The organism is Streptomyces sp. R33, assembly GCF_041200175.1.
Lineage (GTDB): Bacteria > Actinomycetota > Actinomycetes > Streptomycetales > Streptomycetaceae > Streptomyces > Streptomyces katrae_B.
Genome location: NZ_CP165727.1, coordinates 5,585,944 through 5,604,548, shown reverse-complemented (window position 1 = coordinate 5,604,548; position 18,605 = coordinate 5,585,944). Strand labels below are relative to the sequence as shown.

The following is an 18,605-nucleotide window of genomic DNA, read 5'->3' as shown; positions in this document are numbered from 1 at the left end:
ATGCGCCGAAACCGCAAGGCCGTCCTGCACTGGGTCGGGGTGCACGCCCTCGGCGTCGCGGCCGCCCTGTTCTTCGTCCTCCCCTTCGTCTTCCTCCTCCTGACCTCCCTGATGAGCGACCAGCAGGCGCTGACCCGCGACCTGGTGCCCGACACCTGGGAATGGGGCAACTACGCCAAGGTCTGGGACACCCCCGGCTTCCTGACCTGGTGGCGCAACACCCTGTTGTACGCGGGGCTGGGCACGCTGCTGACCGTGGTCTCCTCGGTGCCCGTCGCGTACGCCCTCGCCAAGTTCCGCTTCCGCGGGCGGCGGCTCTCGCTGCTGCTGGTGATCGCCATGATGATGCTGCCGCCACAGGTGGTGGTCATCCCGATGTACCTCTTCTGGGCGAAACAGCTGGACCTTTCCGGCACGCTGTGGCCGCTGATCATCCCGATGGCGTTCGGCGACGCGTTCTCCATCTTCCTGCTCCGCCAGTTCCTGCTGACGATCCCCGACGAGTACCTGGACGCGGCCAGGGTCGACGGCTGCGGCGAGGTCCGCACCCTGCTGCGCGTCGTCGTACCGATGGCCAGGCCGGGCATCGCCGCCGTAGCGCTGTTCCAGTTCTTCTGCGCCTGGAACGACTACTTCGGCCCGCAGATCTACGCCTCGGACAACCCCGCCGCCTGGACGCTCAGTTACGGACTGGAGTCCTTCAAGGGGGCGCACCACACCAACTGGAACCTCACCATGGCCGCAACCGTGCTGGTCATGGCGCCGGTGATCGTCCTCTTCTTCTTCGCCCAGAAGGCGTTCGTCGAGGGCGTCACCCTGACGGGAGTGAAAGGCTAGTGACCATGAAACTCGCAGTGGTGGGCGGCGGTTCCACCTACACCCCCGAGCTGATCGACGGCTTCGCACGGCTGCGCGACACCCTGCCGATCGGCGAACTGGTGCTGATCGACCCCGCCACCGAGCGGCTGGAGCTGATCGGCGCGCTGGCCCGGCGGATCTTCGCCAGGCAGGGGCACCCGGGGCGGGTCACCACCACCGCCGATCTCGGCGCGGGCGTCGAGGGCGCCGACGCGGTGCTGCTCCAGCTGCGCATCGGCGGGCAGGCGGCCCGGCTGCAGGACGAGACGTGGCCGCTGGAGTGCGGCTGCGTCGGGCAGGAGACCACGGGCGCGGGCGGGCTCGCCAAGGCGCTGCGGACGGTCCCGGTGGTTCTGGACATCGCCGAGCGGGTCCGGCGGGCCAACCCGGACGCCTGGATCATCGACTTCACGAACCCGGTCGGGATCGTCACGCGCGCCCTGCTGCAGGCCGGGCACAAGGCGGTCGGGCTGTGCAACGTCGCCATCGGCTTCCAGCGGAAGTTCGCGGCGCTGCTGGACGTGGCCCCTGCCGACATCCACCTGGACCACGTCGGGCTCAACCACCTCACCTGGGAACTGGGCGTGCGCAAGGGCGGTCCGGACGGCGAGGACCTGCTGCCGCGGCTGCTCGCCGAGCACGGGGAGGCCGTCGCCGCGGACCTGCGACTGCCGCGCGCGGTACTGGACCGCCTCGGCGTCGTGCCCTCGTACTACCTGCGGTACTTCTACGCGCACGACGCGGTGGTGCGCGAGCTGGGCACGAAGCCCTCGCGGGCCGCCGAGGTGGCCGCGATGGAGAAGGAGCTGCTCGCCCTGTACGCCGATCCGGCGCTGGACGAGAAGCCGGAACTGCTGGCCCGGCGGGGCGGGGCCTTCTACTCGGAGGCGGCCGTGGACCTGGCGGCGGCGCTGCTGGGCGACGGCGGCCCGGGCCCGGCGGCACTGCAGGTGGTCAACACGCGCAACGACGGGACGCTGCCGTTCCTCCCGGACGACGCGGTGATCGAGGTGCAGGCCCGGGTGGACCGGTCCGGCCCGGTGCCGCTGGCCACGGCGCGGCTCGACCCGCTGTACGCCGGACTGGTCGCGCACGTCACGGCGTACGAGGACCTGGCGCTGGACGCGGCCGTGCGAGGCGGCCGCGAACGGGTGTTCAAGGCCCTGCTGGCCCACCCGCTGGTCGGCCAGTTCGACCTCGCCGAGGGGCTGACCGACCGGCTCCTCGCGCACAACAAGGAGCACCTGGCATGGGCGTGAACCCTCCCGCCCACCCCACGGGTCCCGCCCGTCCCGCCCGTCCCGCCCGTCCCGCACGGTCCGCGCGGTCCGCACGGTCCGTCGCCGTCCTGGCCGTCGACGCGGGCAACAGCAAGACGGACGCGGCACTGATCGCCGCGGACGGCACGGTCCTCGGCACCGGGCGCTCCGGCGGCTTCCAGCCGCAGCGCACCGGCGTCGAGGCGGCGGTGGACGTACTGGCGCAGGCGGTCGCGGCGGCCGCCGAGGCGGCGGCGCTGCCCCTGCCGGGGCCCGGCACGCCGTGCGCCGACCAGGTCTCGGCCTGTCTGGCCAATGCCGATCTCCCGGTGGAGGAGCAGCAGCTCGCGGACGCGATCGGGGCGCGCGGCTGGGGGGCGGCGACCCGGGTGTTCAACGACACCTTCGCGATCCTGCGGGCCGGGCTCTCCGCGGGCGGGCCGCCGCTCGGGGTCGCGGTGGTGTGCGGGGCCGGCATCAACTGCGTGGGGATGCTGCCCGACGGGCGCACGGCCCGCTTCCCGGCCCTCGGGCAGATCTCCGGGGACTGGGGCGGCGGGGTCGGTCTGGCCGCGGAGGCCCTGTGGTGGGCGGCGCGGGCGGAGGACGGCCGCGGCGGGCCGACGGAGCTGGCGGCGGCGCTGCCGGGGCACTTCGGGCTCGCTTCGATGGCCGAGCTGATCGAGGCGCTGCACCTGGGCGCCCTGGCGCAGCGGCGGACCCACGAGCTGGTGCCGGTGCTGTTCGCGGTGGCCTCGGCGGGCGATCCGGTGGCCTCGGCGATCGTGGAGCGGCAGGCGGACGAGGTGGTGGCGCTGGCGTCGGTGGCGCTGGCCCGGCTGGACCTGCTGGACGAGGAGGCTCCGGTGCTGCTCGGCGGCGGGGTGCTGACGGCCGGTCATCAGCAGTTGGACGAGCTGATCGCGGCCGGGCTGGCGCGGCGGGCCCCGCGGGCCCGGGTCTCGGTGGTCGCGGCCCCGCCGGTGCTGGGCGCCGGTCTGCTGGGGCTGGACGCGCTCGGGGCCCTGCCCGAGGCCCACGGAAAGCTCCGTGCCCATTTCGGGTGAACCCGCCCCGGAAGGCCCCGGTTCTGGAACCGTGGCGGCCGTGGAGTCGTATTCACGGTGAAGGGGTGGGGTCGGCGCGCACAGGGGGTGGATCACCAGGATCCGGCACCGGGTGCTGTGGTTGACCGTCACTACGGCCATACTGCTGCGGAGCAGAGGACCAAGGGGGAGGTCACGGTGGCCATCACATCACGCGCGCCCGCGCCCGGGGGCGGTGCCGCCGTGCCGCCCGCGGGTCCGCCGCAGGCACCTCCCCGGCCCGGTACGGCCTGGGCCGAGGGCGTGGAGCGGCTGCGCGCGGCCGCGACGACCGAGCCCGGCCGGCTGCGGATCATCGGAGCGGTCCTGGCCGCGCTGGTACTGCTGTTCGGCGCGGTGACCGTCCTGGAGATCTCCGGCCGGGTCGGCGCCGCCGAGGACGTGGTGGGCCGCAGCCAGCCGCTGAGCGCGGACGCGGCGAGCATCTACCGCTCGCTCGCGGACGCCGACACGGCCTCCTCCAGCGGCTTCCTGGCCGGCGGCGACGAGCCGCGGGAGGTCCGCCGGCGGTACGAGAAGGACATCTCCAACGCCTCGAAGCTGCTGGTGAGCGCGGCCGCCAACACCAGGGCGGACGAGGACTCCCGCAAGCAGATCGCGCTGCTGAGCGAGCAGCTGCCCCGCTACACGGGCCTGATCGAGCAGGCGCGGGCCACGAACAAGCAGGGCCTGCCGCTGGGCGGCGCCTATCTGCGGTACGCCAACGAGCAGATGAGCACGCAGCTGCTGCCCGCCGCGCAGCGGCTGTACGAGGCGGAGACGGACCGGCTCTACACGGACTACGACGACGCCCGCTCGCTGCCGCTGGCCTCGCTCGCCACGGGCCTGCTCGCGCTCGGCGCGCTGGCGTGGGCACAGCGCCGCAACTACCGGCGGACGAACCGGGTCTTCAACCACGGTCTCGTGGCGGCGACGGCCGCCTCGCTGGTGGTGCTGATGTGGCTGGCCGTGGGGCACACGGTCGCCCGGTCGGAGCTGGCGGAGGCCAGATCGGACGGGCAGGAGTCGCTGAAGGTGCTGAACGATGCGCGGATCGCCTCGCTCCAGGCGCGCGCCAGTGAGAACCTGACGCTGATCGCGCGGGGCGCCGTACTGGCCGCGGACAACAAGTCCGACAAGTACGACGTGGACTTCACGACCGAGATGAAGGAGCTGGACACCGGGCTGGCGACGGCGCTGAAACTGGCCGACGACAGCAGCGGGCGGGACCCGGTCGGTCGCGCCGCGGAAGGCGTCAAGCAGTGGAAGCAGCGGCACGCGGCGGCCCGGGAGACCGACTTGCGCGGGGACTACCAGGATGCTTTGCCCCAGGTCATCGGGGACAAGGACCACAAGGACAGCAGCGGGGCCTCGTTCGACACGGTGGACGAGTCCCTGGAGCAGGCAGTGGCCCATGAGCAGAAGGAGTTCACCCGGGCGGCCCGGGGCGGGCTCGGCGCGCTGGGCGGTTTGGTGACGGGTTCGGCGGCCCTCGCGGTCGTCGGCGCCGCGGCGGCGCTGCTCGGCATCGGGCGCCGGCTTTCGGAGTACAGGTGACAGCGATGCGGATACGCGTGAAGTCCCACGACGAGGGCCACGACGGCGGAGCCGGCCGGCGCCGCCCGGCGGGGCGGCTGCGCGGCTGGGGCGGGGTCAGCGCCATGGCCGCCGCCTGCGCGGTGACGGCCGCGGCCGTCCTGCTGCCGCTGGCCCATGCCGCCCCGGACACCGGCCACCCGGCCCTGGTCCGCGAGCCCGCCTCGATGGCGGCCGCCCCGGCGCCCTGGTCGCTCACCGACACCTGCCAGGACCCGGAGGCCAGCCTGCGCCCGTCCGGCGTGGACGGGCCGGCCATCGAACGGATCCGCAAGGCGGGCAAACTCGTCGCGGGCGTGGACCAGAACAGCTTCAAGTGGGGCTACCGCAACCCGGTCGACGGCCGCCTCGACGGGTTCGACATCGCCCTGGTCAAGGCGATCGCGAAGGACATCCTGGGCGACGAGAACGCGGTCATCTACCGGGCCATCCCCACCAGCCAGCGCGTCCCCGCCCTCCAGGACGGCCGCGTCGACGTCGTCGTGCGGACCATGACGATCAACTGCAAGCGGCTGGAGGACGTCGCGTTCTCGACGGCGTACTTCGAGGCCGGGCAGCAGGTCCTCGCGCCCAAAGGCTCGCCGATCACCGGGTACGACGCCTCGCTGAAGGGCCGCCGGGTCTGCACCGCGGCCGGCTCCACGGCCGAGGCGGCGCTCAAGGCCCAGCCGTACGGCTCGGTCCCGGTCAGCGTGCCCAACCAGCTCGACTGCCTGGTCCGGCTCCAGCTGGGCGAGGTGGACGGCATCATCACGGACAACGCGCTCGCGGCCGGCCAGGCCGCGCAGGACCCGTCGGTGCGCCTCGTCGGCTCCCCGTTCACCAAGGAGTTCTACGGGGTCGCCATGAACAAGGACGCCTCCGACCTGGTGCGCCGGGTCAACAAGGTGCTGGAGGACTACCGCGCCGGCGGTGACAACAGCCCCTGGATGCAGGCCTACGTGACGCACCTCAAGCCCGTCCTGCCCGGAGTGGCCGGACCGCCCGCGCCGAAGTACCGGGACGGCTGAGGCGGGTGGCAGAGTCGGAGCCCTATGTCAGGAAAGCGGAGGCGGGGTCTTTGGAAGCGCAGTCGGCAGTGATGGACCGGGACGACGTCGACCGCGCCCTGGCCCGGCTCGGCGCGGAGCACGAGGCCGTCGAGACCTCGCTGCTCGCCCTCCAGGACCACGCCGGGCGCCGGCTGCTGGAAGGGGCCGGGCTGACCGGCGTCACCAAGGAGCGGTGGGCCGAGGCCGACGCCGCCATCACCCGGCTGTGGACGTACTTCGACGCCTACAGCGGGGCGCTGGGCGCTGCCCGGGAGATCCGCGAGCGGCGCCGCTGGCCGGGCCGCGAGGAGCTGATCGAGCTGACCGAGCGGCTGCGCGGGCCCGGGGTGCTGATCGCCGGGGCCGCGGCGGAGGGCGTGGCGCTGGCGGAGCGGCTCTCGCTGGCCGAGCTGGTGGCCCGGATGAACGAGCTGTACGCGAGCTCGCTGGACGTGGTGGTGGCCGCCGACTCGGTGTGGTCGGCGCTGCCCGCCCGCATCGACCTGCTCGCGGCCGAACTGCACCGCACCCGCTCGCTGGCCCACTCCGTGGGGGTCCGCCCGGGTGAGCACCCCTCGGGCGACGACCTGGAGGCCATCACCGCCGAGCTGACCGGGCTGCGGGCGCAGGTGATCGCGGATCCGCTGGCGTTCTGGCTGCCGGCAGCGGGGAGCTCCGCGCCCGGCGGCGGCCGTCCGGACACCACCCGTTACGACCGGGCCGCGGTCGCGCTGGAGGACGTACGCCGGGAGATCGAGGCGGTCCTGGCCGTACGGCAGGACGCCGAGCAGCGGCTGATCAGCCTGCGGGACGTGCTCTCGCGGGCCGACCGGACGCTGGCGGAGGCGCGGACCGCGCGCGGCGAGGTGCTGGCGAAGATCGCGGCGTCGGAGGTTCCCGTGGTCAGCGGGCCGCCGACGGCGCTGCAGGAGCAGCTGGCGGCGGCGGCCGAGTACCGGCGCCAGGCCCAGTGGCACCGGCTCTCGCCGCTGCTGGAATCGCTGGAGGAGCGGGCCGAGGAGGAACTGCGCCGGGCCCGCGAATCGTTGACGGCAGTGACGGCTCCCCTGGCGGTACGGGCCGAACTGCGCGGGCGGTTGGACGCGTACAAGGCGAAGGTGGCCCGGCACGGGATGGCGGAGGATCCGCTGCTGATCGAGCGGTACGACACGGCGCGGCGGATGCTGTGGAGCGCGCCCTGCGATCTGCGGGCCGCCGAGCAGGCCGTGCTGCGCTACCAACAGGCGACGGCCGAGTCACTGGCACCGCCGCAGCCGCAGTACCGGCCCGAGGGGCCGGGGGAGGAGGACGCATGAGTCTGGTCGGAACCGCGTGCGTTCGCCCCGGCTGCCCGGGGTCGTACGAGGACATGGGCGACGGCGGGCTGTACTGCGACACCTGCGGTCTGGCGCCGGTCGGCGCCGTCGCCGCGGGCGCGGAGGAGCTGGTCTCGCCGCCGACCGGGATGACGAGTGCGGCCCGCCGCGGCGACTCCCGGGGCTCGCAGGGTTCCCAGGGGTCGCACGGTTCGGCCCGGTCGGGCCGGTCGGGGTCGACATCGGCCTCGGCGCGCTCCTCGCGGTCCTCGCGTTCGTCGTCCTCCCGCCGCTCGGTGTCGGGCCGGCTCTCTCGCTCCCTGTCGGGCGCCGCGTCCACCCGCTCGGTGTCGGTGCGCAGTTCGGGTTCGGCGACCGGGCCCTCGGGACGCAGCCGGCTGGGCGCCGGGCTGGTCAACGTCCCGGAGGTGCCGCGTCCGGATCCCTCGGCGGCGGTGCTGGAGAACCCGGAGGTGCCGGAGCGCAAGCGGTTCTGCTCGCGCTCGGACTGCGGGGCTCCGGTGGGCCGGGCCCGCGGGGACCGGCCGGGCCGGACCGAGGGCTTCTGCACCAAGTGCGGTCACCCGTACTCCTTCGTGCCCAAGCTGCGCGCGGGAGAGGTCGTGCACGGCCAGTACGAGGTGGCGGGCTGCCTGGCGCACGGCGGCCTCGGCTGGGTGTACCTGGCGGTGGACCGCGCCGTGTCGGACCGGTGGGTGGTGCTCAAGGGCCTGCTGGACACCGGGGACCAGGACGCGATGGCCGCGGCGATCTCGGAGCGGCGCTTCCTCGCGGAGATCGAGCACTCCAACATCGTGCGGATCTACAACTTCGTGGAGCACCTGGACCAGCGGACCGGCTCGCTGGACGGGTACATCGTCATGGAGTACGTCGGCGGCAAATCGCTGAAGGAGATAGCGAACGAGCGGCGGCGGCCGGACGGGCGCCGCGATCCGCTGCCGGTGGAACAGGCCTGCGCGTACGGCATCGAGGCGCTGGAGGCGCTCGGGCACCTGCACAGCCGCAACCTGCTGTACTGCGACTTCAAGGTCGACAACGCGATCCAGCAGCAGGACCAGCTGAAGCTGATCGACATGGGCGCGGTGCGCCGGATGGACGACGAGGAGTCGGCCATCTACGGCACGGTGGGCTACCAAGCGCCGGAGGTGGCGGAGCTCGGCCCGTCGGTCGCCTCCGACCTGTACACGGTGGCGCGGACGCTGGCCGTCCTGACCTTCGACTTCCAGGGCTACACGAACGTGTTCGTGGATTCGCTGCCGGACCCGGAGCACATCGAGGTGTTCGGGCGGTACGAGTCCTTCTACCGGCTGCTGGTCCGGGCGACCGACCCGGATCCGGGCCGCCGTTTCTCGTCCGCGCAGGAGATGGCGGACCAGCTGACGGGCGTGCTGCGGGAGGTCGTCGCCCTGCAGACCGGCCACCCGCGGCCGCAGGTGTCCACGCTCTTCGGGCCGGAGCTCCGGGTGCCGGACACCCGGCTGTTCGCCGACGTGGCCGGGGCCGAGGTGTCCCGGCTGGGCGCACGGACGCTGCCGCCTCCCTCGGCGGGACGCAGGCTCGGGCGCAGGCCGGGGCCGCCGGCCCTGCCGCCCGCTCCGGCGGGTGCGGTGGCCCACGCCCCTGCGGGGACGCCGGGGGCGGCTGCCCTCGCGGCGCCGCTCGGGACCACGGCGACGCACCGGGTCGGCGGCCCGGCGGCCGCAGCGGTGCCCCCGGGTGCCGTCCCGGCTGCGCGCCAGGCCCCGGTGCCGGCCGGCCGGCACGCGCCGGGGGCGGGTCCCCTGGCGGGCGGGCCGGTGGCGGTCGGACTTGCGGAGGTGCCCGTACCGGCCGTACATCCCGCCGGACTGGCCCCGTTGGACGCGAGGGGCATGGCGCTCGCCCTGCCGGTGCCGCTGGTGGACGCGGGCGACCCGAACGCCGGCTTCCTGGCCGGACTGCTGGCCTCCGCACCGGGCGACCTCCTGGGCGCCCTGCACTCGGCGCCCGCCGACTCGGCGGAACTGCGGCTGCGCGAGCTGCGGGCCCGCCTGGAGCTCGGCGAACTCGCCGCGGCCGGCGGCGCCCTGACCGGCCTTGAGGCCCGGCATCCGGACGACTGGCGGGTGGTCTGGGCCCGCGGGATCGCCTCGCTGGCCACCGGCGAGGACGAGATAGCGGCCCTGTCCTTCGACGCCGTCTACGACGCCTTCCCGGGCGAGCCCGCACCGAAGCTGGCGCTGGGCCTGTGCGCAGAGGTCCTGGGCCAGCTGGACAACGCCGCCGAGTACTACCGGCTGGTCTGGATCACCGACCCGGGATTCGTGAGCGCGGCCTTCGGGCTGGCCCGCGTCCAGCTCGCCGCGGGCGACCGGGCCGGGGCGGTGCGCACGCTGGAGTCCGTGCCCGAGGCGTCGATCCACTACACCGCCGCACGGGTGGCGGCGGTACGGGCACGCCTGCGCGACCGGTCTCCCGAGGAGGCCCTGTTGCCGGATCTGGCGGCCGCTGCCGCGCAGGTGGAGGCCCTGGAGCGGTTCGGCCTGGACGCCGTGCGCCACGAGCGGCTGTCGACGGAGGTTCTGGGCTCGGCCCTGGACTGGGTACTGTCGGGTAGCCGGGGTTCCGACCCCGGTCGGACCTCGCTGCTCGGCAGTCAACTGGACGAGCGGGGCCTGCGCTTCGGCCTTGAGCGCTCGTACCGCGTACTCGCGCGGCTGGCGCAGCGGGGCGAGGACAGGATCGAACTGGTGGAGCGGGCAAACCGTTTCCGTCCCCGGACGTGGGTGTGATTGATGTCGATGCATCGGCCGTCTGGCTGCCCCAACTGCGCGGAGCCCCTCGAGGAGGGTGACCGTTTCTGCGGAGTCTGCGGCTCCCCCGTGTCCGCCGCGCCCCCTCCCGTGTCCCGGGACAACCCGACCCTGCCGATCCCGCCGCTCCCGGCGGGCCCGGCCGGCGGGTACTCCCTCGCGGAGCCCGCGCCCGGGTGGGGCAGTGTCGCGGCCGGTGCGGCGCCCACGCTGGTCGGCGACTCCGCCGGCTGGTCCGCATCGGCGGATCCGGCCGCCGAGCCCGGCGCGGAGGCGGCCGCACGGCCGGCCCCCGACCCGGCCGCCGCCGCGCGCCCGGTCGCGGAGCCCGTCGCCCCGCCGGCCGCCGCGCCCGTGGCCGAGGCCGCGCCCGTACCGCCGCAGGGGCCCTCGTACGGGGCGCCCGTGCCGGCGCACGGCGGCGTGCCCGATCCGGCGGCCGGGGGCGAGATCCGCCACGACCGGCCCGGCAGCAGCCCCACCCCTGCCGAGGGGACCCCCTGGGGCGCGGCCGAGGCCGCGTACGGCGCCGCCGGCCCCGGGCACGAGGACCCGTACGCCTCCGGCAGTCCGCAGGGCAGTGGTCCCGCGGCCGCCGACGGCGGGAAGACCTGCGTGGCCTGCCGGGCAGGGCGGGTCGACACCGACGGGTACTGCGAGCACTGCGGGCACGCGCAGCCCCGGGAGCGGGACCACCTCGAGGAAGAGCTCGGCAGCGTCGCCGCCGTCAGCGACCGGGGGCTGCGCCACCACCGCAACGAGGACTCCTTCGCGGTCGCGGCCACCGCCCTGCCCGACGGCTCGGCCGCCACCGTGGCCATCGTCTGCGACGGCGTCTCCTCCGCCAGCCGCCCCGACGAGGCATCGGCCGCCGCGGCCGGCGCCGCCAACGAGGCCCTGCTCGAAGCCCTCCCGCGCGGCGCCCACCCGCAGGAGGCCATGCACGACGCCATCCTGGCCGCGGCCTCCGCCGTGAACGCCCTGGCCCCGGAGGTCCCCGGCGCGCAGAACGCCCCCGCGTGCACCCTGGTCGGCGCCGTCGTCAGCGGCGGCCTGCTGACCATCGGCTGGGTCGGCGACAGCCGCGCGTACTGGGTCCCCGACGACCGCGACGCCCTGCCGCGCCGCCTCACCGAGGACGACTCCTGGGCGGCACAGATGGTCGCGGCCGGGCTGATGGGCGAGGCCGAGGCCTACGCCGACGTCCGCGCCCACGCCATCACCGGCTGGCTCGGGGCCGACGCGTACGACCTGGAGCCGCACACCGCCACCTTCAAGCCGGACCACGCGGGCGTCGTGGTCGTCTGCACCGACGGGCTGTGGAACTACGCGGAGTCCGCCCAGGACATGGCCCAGGTCCTGCCCGCGGACGCCGCCGCCCGCCCCCTGCACAGTGCACAGGTCCTGGTCGGGCACGCCCTCGACGGGGGCGGCCACGACAACGTCACGGTCGCCGTCGTCCCGTTCGCCGCGCCGGCCGGGCCGGGAGCAGCAGAGCCGGCGGCAGCCGCGTCGAGGCCGCAGCAGCCGCAAGCGGAAGCGGAAGTGCGCCCTCAGGGCTGATCCACGCGCCCCGTCCCCCGTCCCTCTCCTAGGAGTCCAACCGATGGCGAACTTCGCCAAGCCGAGCGCCCCGCGCTTCAGCGTGGAGGTGTACCAGAACGAGTTCCTCCCCGAGGGCGGGCGGGACGTCCACGCCATCGTCACGGTCACGTCCACCGGCGGCGCCACCGCCACCCGGGCGGCGGCCGCCCACGGCTCGGCCGCCGTGGTGATCATGGTGGACTGCTCGGGGTCCATGGAGTACCCGCCGGACAAGATGCGCGGCGCCCGCGAGGCCACCGCCGCAGCCATCGACACCCTGCGCGACGGCACCGCGTTCGCCGTCATCGCCGGGACGCACGTGGCCAAGGAGGTCTACCCCGGCCAGGGCCACCTCGCCGTCGCCGACCCGGCCACCCGTGCCCAGGCCAAGGAGGCCCTGCGGTCGCTGAGTTCCGGCGGCGGCACCGCCATCGGCACCTGGCTGCGCCTGGCCGACGGCCTGCTGCGCCAGTCCTCGGCCGCCATACGGCACGGCATCCTGCTCACCGACGGCCGCAACGAGCACGAGGACCCGGCCGTGCTCCGCGCCACTCTCGACGCCTGCGCGGGCCGCTTCACCTGCGACGCCCGCGGGGTGGGGACCGACTGGGAGGTCAAGGAGGTCACCGGCATCGCGAGCGCCCTGCTCGGCTCGGCCGACATCGTGGCCGATCCGGCGCACCTCACCGAGGACTTCACGCGCATGATGGAGAACGTCATGGGCAAGGAGGTCGCGGACGTCGCACTGCGCCTGTGGACCCCGGTCGGCGTGGAGATCCAGTACGTCAAGCAGGTCGCGCCCACCGTCCAGGACCTCAGCGACCGCCGCACCGACGCGGGACCGCGCGCCGGCGACTACCCGACCGGGTCGTGGGGCGACGAGTCCCGCGAGTACCACGTGTGCGTCCGGGTTCCGGCCGCGTCCGTCGGGCAGGAGATGCTGGCCGCCCGGGCCACGCTCCTCCTCCCCGGCGCGCCGGGCGAACCGCCGGCCACGCTCGCCCAGGGGCTGGTCCGGGCGGTGTGGACGGACGATCTGGCCGCCTCCACCGCCATCAACCCGCAGGTCGCCCACTACACGGGGCAGGCGGAGCTCGCGCAGGCTATCCAACAGGGCCTGAAAGCGCGCAAACTGGGCGATGTCGACGGCGCCACGGCCAAGCTCGGCCGTGCCGTGCAGCTGGCCAGTGCCTCCGGAAACGCAGACACGGCCAAACTGCTCGCGAAGGTGGTGGATGTCGTCGATGCCGCGGCGGGTACTGTGCGGCTGAAGGCGAAGGTCGCGGATGCCGACGAGATGACCCTCGAAACGCGTTCGATCCAGACCGTCCGAGTGAAGAAGACCTGAGAGACCTGAGAAGACCTGACGCGATGACGCAGGCTGAAGGGGGAAGAGCCGCCATGCCGACCTGCCCGAACGGGCACCAGTCCGCCTCCGACGACTGGTGCGAGGTCTGCGGCCACCGCATGGCTGCCGCCACGGGTGCGCCCGCGGCGCCCTCCTACGGCTACGGCTACCCTCCCACCGCCGGTGAGCCGACCGCCCAGGCGGAGCTCTGCCCGCAGTGCCGGACCCCGCGCGAGGCCATGGCCCCGTTCTGCGAGGAGTGCCGGTACAACTTCCTGACCCGCTCGGCGACCTCGTACGCGCCGCTGGGCACGGACGCGGGTGCCGGCGGCGCGACCGGCGCCGGGGCGACCCCGCCGCCTCCGCCGCCCGCGCCGCCGGCCCCTGCCCCGGCGCAGTTCTCCCAGGACCACTTCGAGTACCAGGGCTCCCGGCCGTCCCGGGTCAACCGGCCGGCGGAGCCGCTGCAGCGCGAGGACGACTGGCTGCTGCCGCCCCCGGCACACGAGCAGCACCAGGCCCAGCCCCAGCAGCAGTACCGGCAGCAGCCCCCGCAGCAGGAGTACCGGCAGCCGGAGTACCCCCAGCAGCACGAGTACCAGCAGGCCCACCAGCCTCAGCAGCAGCACCAGCCCCAGCCCCCGCAGGCGTTCCCGCCGCAGAGCACCGGGGCCTGGAGCGCGACGATCGGCCCGGACCGCTCGTACTTCATGGCGATGATGCAGCGCAGCGGCCCCGAGGCCGCCGGGCTCAACCTGCCCGCGTACTCACCGGAGCAGCATCTTCCGCTCTCCGGCGGCCAGATCACCATCGGCCGCCGCCGCGCCTCGACGGGCGAGTCCCCGGACATCGACCTGTCGGTGCCCCCGGAGGACCCGGGCGTCTCCCACCAGCACGCGGTGCTCGTCCAGCAGCCCGACCTCAGCTGGGCGGTGGTGGACCAGAACTCCACCAACGGCACGACCATCAACGGCGGCGAGGAGCCGATCCAGCCCTACGTCCCGGTGCCCCTCACCGACGGCGACCGGGTCCACGTGGGCGCCTGGACCACCATCACCATCCGCCGGGGGTGATCCCCGGCTGACGGGCTACTCCCCCAGGGGCCATACGTACGGGCCCTGGGGGTCGTCGAGCCAGGACCACTGACCCTCCGCGCTGACCGTCACCCCGAACCGCTCACGGCCCGGCCTGCCCTCGCCGCGCCACAGGTCCAGGGCCTCGCGCGGGTGCAGCGCGCCCGCCGTCAGTACGAGCATGAACTGGAACCGGTCGTTCTCCACCAGCTCGTACGGGAGCCCGTACGGCAGCCCGGGCGCGGTCGGCGAGGCCGTGGCCCCGCGCAGCGGGACGAAGTACGCCGGGGTGTGCAGGAAGTGGCCCTCCGCGAAGCCGGCGTCCCGGACCGTGAGCGCGATCAGCCCGGTCGACAGCGGGGCCAGGATCCGCGCCCCGGGCCGGCACTGGCCGAGCCAGGCTTCCGGGATCAGGGGCAGCGTGCAGGTCACCAGGATCCGGTCGAACGGGGCCCGGGAGGGGCAGCCGCGCGCCCCGTCCCCGGTGACCACGGTCGGCCGGTAGCCGAGCAGGGCCAGGTGCGCCCGCGCGGACTCGGTGATCTCCTCGTCCAGGTCCACCGTGGTGACGTGCTCGTCACCGAGCCGGTGGCAGAGCAGCGCGGCGTTGTAGCCGGTGCCGGCGCCGATCTCCAGCACGTCGTCCCCGTCGCGGACGTCCAGCGATTGCAGCATCTTCGCCATCAGGGACGGCTGGCTGCTGGAGGAGACCAGTTCGCCGTCGCGCAGCCGGGTGGCGAGCGGGCCGTCCGTGTAGACCCCGCGCAGCCAGCGGGCGCGGTGGGCCGGGTCCGGGTCCTCGCCCCACAGCCGCTCGTGGCCGGCGCCGCGGCCGGTGAAGAACCACGGGACGAAGACGTGCCGGGGCACCGCCGCGAAGGCCGAGCGCCAGGCGGGATCCTGCAGCACTCCGGCGGCGGTCAGCTCCCGCACCTGCGCGGCGTGGGCGGCGTCCCGCAGGTCCCGGGTCTCGGCCGGCGCGGCCGGCGCGGGATGCGCGGAGCGCGCGGAGTGTGCGGAGTGTGCACCCATGGCTCCACTGTCCTGCGGCCGGGCCCGGGAGGCGAGCGGTGGCCGTGGGAGCCGGGCCGTCGCGGCTGCCGGTGGTCGCGGGTGCCGGTGCCGGTGCCGGTGGTCGCGGGTGCCTGGGCCGGTGGTCGCGGGTGCCTGTGGTCCTAAGTCCTCGGTCCTCCGTCCGGGCGTCTGAGACGATGGTCGGGTGAATGAGATTCCGCGGGGCACGCTTCAGGAGCAGACGTTTTACGAGCAGGTGGGCGGCGAGGAGACGTTCCGCCGCCTGGTGCGGCGCTTCTACCAGGGGGTCGCGGAGGACCCGCTGCTGCGCCCGATGTACCCGGAGGGGGACCTCGGCCCCGCCGAGGAGCGGTTCGCCCTGTTCCTGATGCAGTACTGGGGCGGCCCGAACACGTACAGCGAGAACCGCGGCCACCCGCGCCTGCGGATGCGGCACGCACCGTTCCAGGTGGACGCCGCGGCACACGACGCCTGGCTGGGGCACATGCGCGTGGCGGTGGACGAGCTGGGCCTGGCGCCGGAGCACGAGGCGCAGCTGTGGCGGTACCTGACGTACGCCGCCGCATCGATGATCAACACCGCGGGCTGATCCGCAGGAGGGCCCGTACGGGCGCCCGTACGCGGAACCCCGAGCGGAGGGCGCGACCGGAGGCTAGACCGGCCTGACCTGGAGGGCGCCCAGGCCGCCGTTGCCGCCGGGGCGGCGCATCGCGATCGAGCCGTACGGGGTGCGCAGCCGGAGCCAGCCGCCCGAGGCGAGCAGGGCCACCGGCTCGGGGGCGCCGGGTGCGGGAGCACCGCTGGCCACGGCCGACCGGATCGGCCGCAGGAAGCCCAGGGACTGCGCGGCATGCACGGCGCGCAGCGGGAGCTCGGTGTCACCCAGCGTCCGGGACCAGATCTCACGGCCGATGCGGTCCCGCTCGGACCGGGTCCGGTGCTGCGGGGGCAGGGCCTCGTCACGGGCCCGGAACTCGGCGACCGAGGCCGCCACGGCGGCCCGGATCTCCTCGGGACCGGGCAGCCCGGACAGCTGCCGCCAGCCGCCGCGGGGCGGGAGCACCCCGGTCCACGGCGGGCCGGTGACCGGCCCGGGAGCGGCGGCGCTCGCGGTGGCCTCGTCGACGGATTCCAGCAGCTCGCCGGCGGACACCGTCACGTCCAGCGGCCCGGAGACGGGCACGGCGAGCCGCACCGTGCGGATGGCCAGCACCTCGAAGGAAGCCGGCCGTCCGAAGACGGCGAGCGCGCCGCCGCCCGCCTGCGCCTGCAGGCGGACCGCGGCGGCGCGGTCGTAGTGCACCAGCCGGCCCAGGAAGGCGGCGAGGTCCGCCGCCTCCCCGGAATCGGCGAAGCGCAGCTGCTCGGTCATGCCGCCAGGCGCCCTTCGGCAGCCTTGGCCTTGACCTTGGACTTTCCGGCCGGCGTGGCCGGCTCGTCCAGGTACTTCTCGAGGAAGTGCCTCTCTTCGGCCGTGATGCGGCGCGGCCGCCCCTCGGCGAGGTTGTACGGCACGACCACCGTCTCGGCGCGCACGTACACCGTCTCGGGTGCGTCCTCGGTCGCCTCGTCCTTGACCTCGTAGCCGATGGTCAGGGACGCGGCGCCGATCCGGGTCACCCAGGACTCGATGAGGACCGGCTCGTGACGGTGCACGAGGGGCAGCTTGTAGTCGATCTCGTGGCGGGCCACGACGGAGCCGCCCGTGAAGGAGTCACTGCCCTCCCCGGGCGCCAGCCGGAACATGAAGTCGATCCGCGCCTCCTCCAGATAGCGGATGAAGACGACGTTGTTGACGTGCCCGAAGGCATCCATGTCCGACCAGCGCAAAGGGCACCGGTAGAGATGTCTGGCCATTGCTTCGTCAGCCTCAGCCTCGAGTGAGCTTCTTGTAGGTGGCACGGTGCGGACGGGCCGCGTCCGGGCCGAGGCGCTCGATCTTGTTCTTCTCGTACGACTCGAAGTTGCCCTCGAACCAGTACCACTTGGACTCGCCCTCGTACGCCAGGATGTGGGTGGCGACTCGGTCGAGGAACCAGCGGTCGTGGGAGATGACCACGGCCGCACCGGGGAACTCCAGCAGCGCGTTCTCGAGCGAGGACAGGGTCTCGACGTCGAGGTCGTTGGTGGGCTCGTCGAGGAGCAGCAGGTTGCCGCCCTCCTTGAGGGTCAGCGCCAGGTTGAGGCGGTTGCGCTCACCACCGGACAGGACGCCGGCCGGCTTCTGCTGGTCCGGGCCCTTGAAGCCGAAGGCGCTGACGTACGCGCGGGACGGCATCTCGACCTGGCCGACGTTGATGTAGTCCAGCTCGTCCGACACGACCGCCCAGAGGGTCTTCTTGGGGTCGATGTTGGCGCGGGACTGGTCGACGTAGCTGATCTTGACGGTGTCGCCGACCTTGACGGAGCCGGAGTCCGGCGCCTCCAGGCCCTGGATCATCTTGAAGAGCGTGGTCTTGCCGGCGCCGTTCGGGCCGATGATGCCGACGATGCCGTTGCGCGGCAGCGTGAACGACAGGTCGTCGATGAGGACCTTGTCGCCGAACGCCTTGGAGAGGTTGTTGACCTCGACCACGATCGAGCCCAGACGCGGGCCCGGCGGGATCTGGATCTCCTCGAAGTCCAGCTTCCGCATCTTGTCCGCCTCGGCCGCCATCTCCTCGTAGCGGGCGAGACGGGCCTTGGACTTGGTCTGGCGGCCCTTGGCGTTGGAGCGGACCCACTCCAGCTCTTCCTTGAGGCGCTTCTGGCGCTTCTCGTCCTTGCGGCCCTCGACCTTGAGGCGGGCGGCCTTCTTCTCCAGGTAGGTGGAGTAGTTGCCCTCGTAGGGGTGCGCGCGGCCGCGGTCGAGTTCGAGGATCCACTCGGCGACGTTGTTCAGGAAGTAGCGGTCGTGGGTGACGGCGACGACGGCACCCGCGTACTTGGAGAGGTGCTGCTCCAGCCAGTTCACCGACTCGGCGTCGAGGTGGTTGGTGGGCTCGTCGAGGAGGAGCAGGTCCGGGGCCTCGATCAGCAGCTTGCAGAGCGCCACGCGGCGCTTCTCGCCACCGGAGAGGGTGGTGACCGGCCAGTCGCCGGGCGGGCAGCCCAGGGCGTCCATGGCCTGCTCGAGCTGGGCGTCCAGGTCCCACGCGTTGGCGTGGTCCAGGTCCTCCTGGAGCTTGCCCATCTCGTCCATGAGGGCGTCGGTGTAGTCGGTCGCCATGAGCTCGGCGACCTCGTTGAAGCGCTTGAGCTTCTTCATGATGTCGGCGGCGCCGTCCTGGACGTTCTCCAGGACCGTCTTCGACTCGTCGAGCTTGGGCTCCTGCATGAGGATGCCGACGGAGAAGCCGGGCGACAGGAACGCGTCACCGTTGGACGGCTGCTCCAGGCCAGCCATGATCTTCAGAACGGTGGACTTACCGGCACCGTTCGGGCCGACCACACCGATCTTCGCGCCGGGCAGGAAGTTCAAGGAGACGTCATCAAGAATCACCTTGTCGCCGTGCGCCTTGCGCGTCTTGCGCATGGTGTAGATGAACTCAGCCAAGAGAAACCGTCCGGCAGATCGATGGGTGGGCAGATACACCCCATCTTGCCAGGCGTCCATACCTCGGGGGAA

General features: G+C 73.7%; 15 protein-coding genes. 11 read left to right on the top strand and 4 right to left on the bottom strand.

What is annotated here, in order from left to right; all coding sequences use genetic code 11:
* From AB5J51_RS25690 to AB5J51_RS25645, 10 genes are all read left to right on the top strand, one after another.
* Complete coding sequence (locus AB5J51_RS25690; RefSeq protein ID WP_107093443.1) at positions 1 to 837, top strand: carbohydrate ABC transporter permease; 837 nt, start codon at positions 1 to 3, stop codon at positions 835 to 837.
* A gap of 5 nt (positions 838 to 842) precedes the next feature.
* On the top strand, positions 843 to 2,117 hold the full coding sequence (locus tag AB5J51_RS25685; protein WP_369778742.1) for a 6-phospho-beta-glucosidase: 1,275 nt from the start codon (positions 843 to 845) through the stop codon (positions 2,115 to 2,117).
* Positions 2,108 to 3,184 (top strand): N-acetylglucosamine kinase, encoded by a 1,077-nt coding sequence (locus tag AB5J51_RS25680; protein WP_369778741.1) that lies wholly within the window; start codon positions 2,108 to 2,110, stop codon positions 3,182 to 3,184. Before AB5J51_RS25685 ends, AB5J51_RS25680 begins: the two co-directional genes overlap by 10 nt.
* Before the next feature lie 222 nt (positions 3,185 to 3,406).
* Positions 3,407 to 4,759 carry a hypothetical protein gene (locus tag AB5J51_RS25675; protein ID WP_053785602.1) on the top strand — a complete coding sequence of 451 codons (1,353 nt, stop codon included), beginning with the start codon at positions 3,407 to 3,409 and terminating at the stop codon, positions 4,757 to 4,759.
* 5 nt (positions 4,760 to 4,764) lie between these two features.
* Positions 4,765 to 5,808, top strand: a complete 1,044-nt coding sequence (locus AB5J51_RS25670) for a glutamate ABC transporter substrate-binding protein (protein ID WP_133898017.1) — start codon at positions 4,765 to 4,767, stop codon at positions 5,806 to 5,808.
* A gap of 71 nt (positions 5,809 to 5,879) precedes the next feature.
* Positions 5,880 to 7,145, top strand: a complete 1,266-nt coding sequence (locus AB5J51_RS25665; protein WP_136227224.1) for a hypothetical protein — start codon at positions 5,880 to 5,882, stop codon at positions 7,143 to 7,145.
* Positions 7,142 to 9,937 carry a serine/threonine-protein kinase gene (locus AB5J51_RS25660; RefSeq protein ID WP_053785601.1) on the top strand — a complete coding sequence of 932 codons (2,796 nt, stop codon included), beginning with the start codon at positions 7,142 to 7,144 and terminating at the stop codon, positions 9,935 to 9,937. Before AB5J51_RS25665 ends, AB5J51_RS25660 begins: the two co-directional genes overlap by 4 nt.
* Before the next feature lie 3 nt (positions 9,938 to 9,940).
* Positions 9,941 to 11,521: a protein phosphatase 2C domain-containing protein gene (locus AB5J51_RS25655; protein ID WP_369778740.1), complete on the top strand. Its 1,581-nt coding sequence runs from the start codon at positions 9,941 to 9,943 to the stop codon at positions 11,519 to 11,521.
* A gap of 43 nt (positions 11,522 to 11,564) precedes the next feature.
* On the top strand, positions 11,565 to 12,890 hold the full coding sequence (locus AB5J51_RS25650) for a VWA domain-containing protein (RefSeq protein WP_369778739.1): 1,326 nt from the start codon (positions 11,565 to 11,567) through the stop codon (positions 12,888 to 12,890).
* A 53-nt stretch (positions 12,891 to 12,943) separates the two neighbouring features.
* The gene (locus AB5J51_RS25645) at positions 12,944 to 13,963 is read left to right on the top strand and encodes an FHA domain-containing protein (protein WP_369778738.1); all 1,020 of its coding nucleotides are present in this window, start codon (positions 12,944 to 12,946) and stop codon (positions 13,961 to 13,963) included.
* A gap of 15 nt (positions 13,964 to 13,978) precedes the next feature.
* On the opposite strand, the gene AB5J51_RS25640 is transcribed toward AB5J51_RS25645, so the two are convergent.
* Complete coding sequence (locus AB5J51_RS25640; RefSeq protein ID WP_369778737.1) at positions 13,979 to 14,995, bottom strand: methyltransferase domain-containing protein; 1,017 nt, start codon at positions 14,993 to 14,995, stop codon at positions 13,979 to 13,981.
* A gap of 187 nt (positions 14,996 to 15,182) precedes the next feature.
* Between AB5J51_RS25640 and AB5J51_RS25635 the strand changes: the two genes are divergently transcribed.
* A complete protein-coding gene (locus tag AB5J51_RS25635) occupies positions 15,183 to 15,587 on the top strand; it encodes a globin (protein ID WP_053785598.1) in 405 nt (134 codons plus the stop codon).
* Positions 15,588 to 15,650: 63 nt separating this feature from the next.
* On the opposite strand, the gene AB5J51_RS25630 is transcribed toward AB5J51_RS25635, so the two are convergent.
* From AB5J51_RS25630 to ettA, 3 genes are read right to left on the bottom strand one after another with little or no spacing between them, the layout of a single operon-like run.
* On the bottom strand, positions 15,651 to 16,370 hold the full coding sequence (locus tag AB5J51_RS25630; RefSeq protein ID WP_053785597.1) for a hypothetical protein: 720 nt from the start codon (positions 16,368 to 16,370) through the stop codon (positions 15,651 to 15,653).
* Entirely contained in the window at positions 16,367 to 16,855 is a 489-nt protein-coding gene (locus tag AB5J51_RS25625) for a thioesterase family protein (RefSeq protein ID WP_053785596.1), read from the bottom strand. Before AB5J51_RS25625 ends, AB5J51_RS25630 begins: the two co-directional genes overlap by 4 nt.
* Positions 16,856 to 16,868: 13 nt before the next feature.
* Complete coding sequence (gene ettA / locus AB5J51_RS25620) at positions 16,869 to 18,533, bottom strand: energy-dependent translational throttle protein EttA (RefSeq protein WP_053785595.1); 1,665 nt, start codon at positions 18,531 to 18,533, stop codon at positions 16,869 to 16,871.
* Between the last annotated feature and the right edge of the window lie 72 nt (positions 18,534 to 18,605).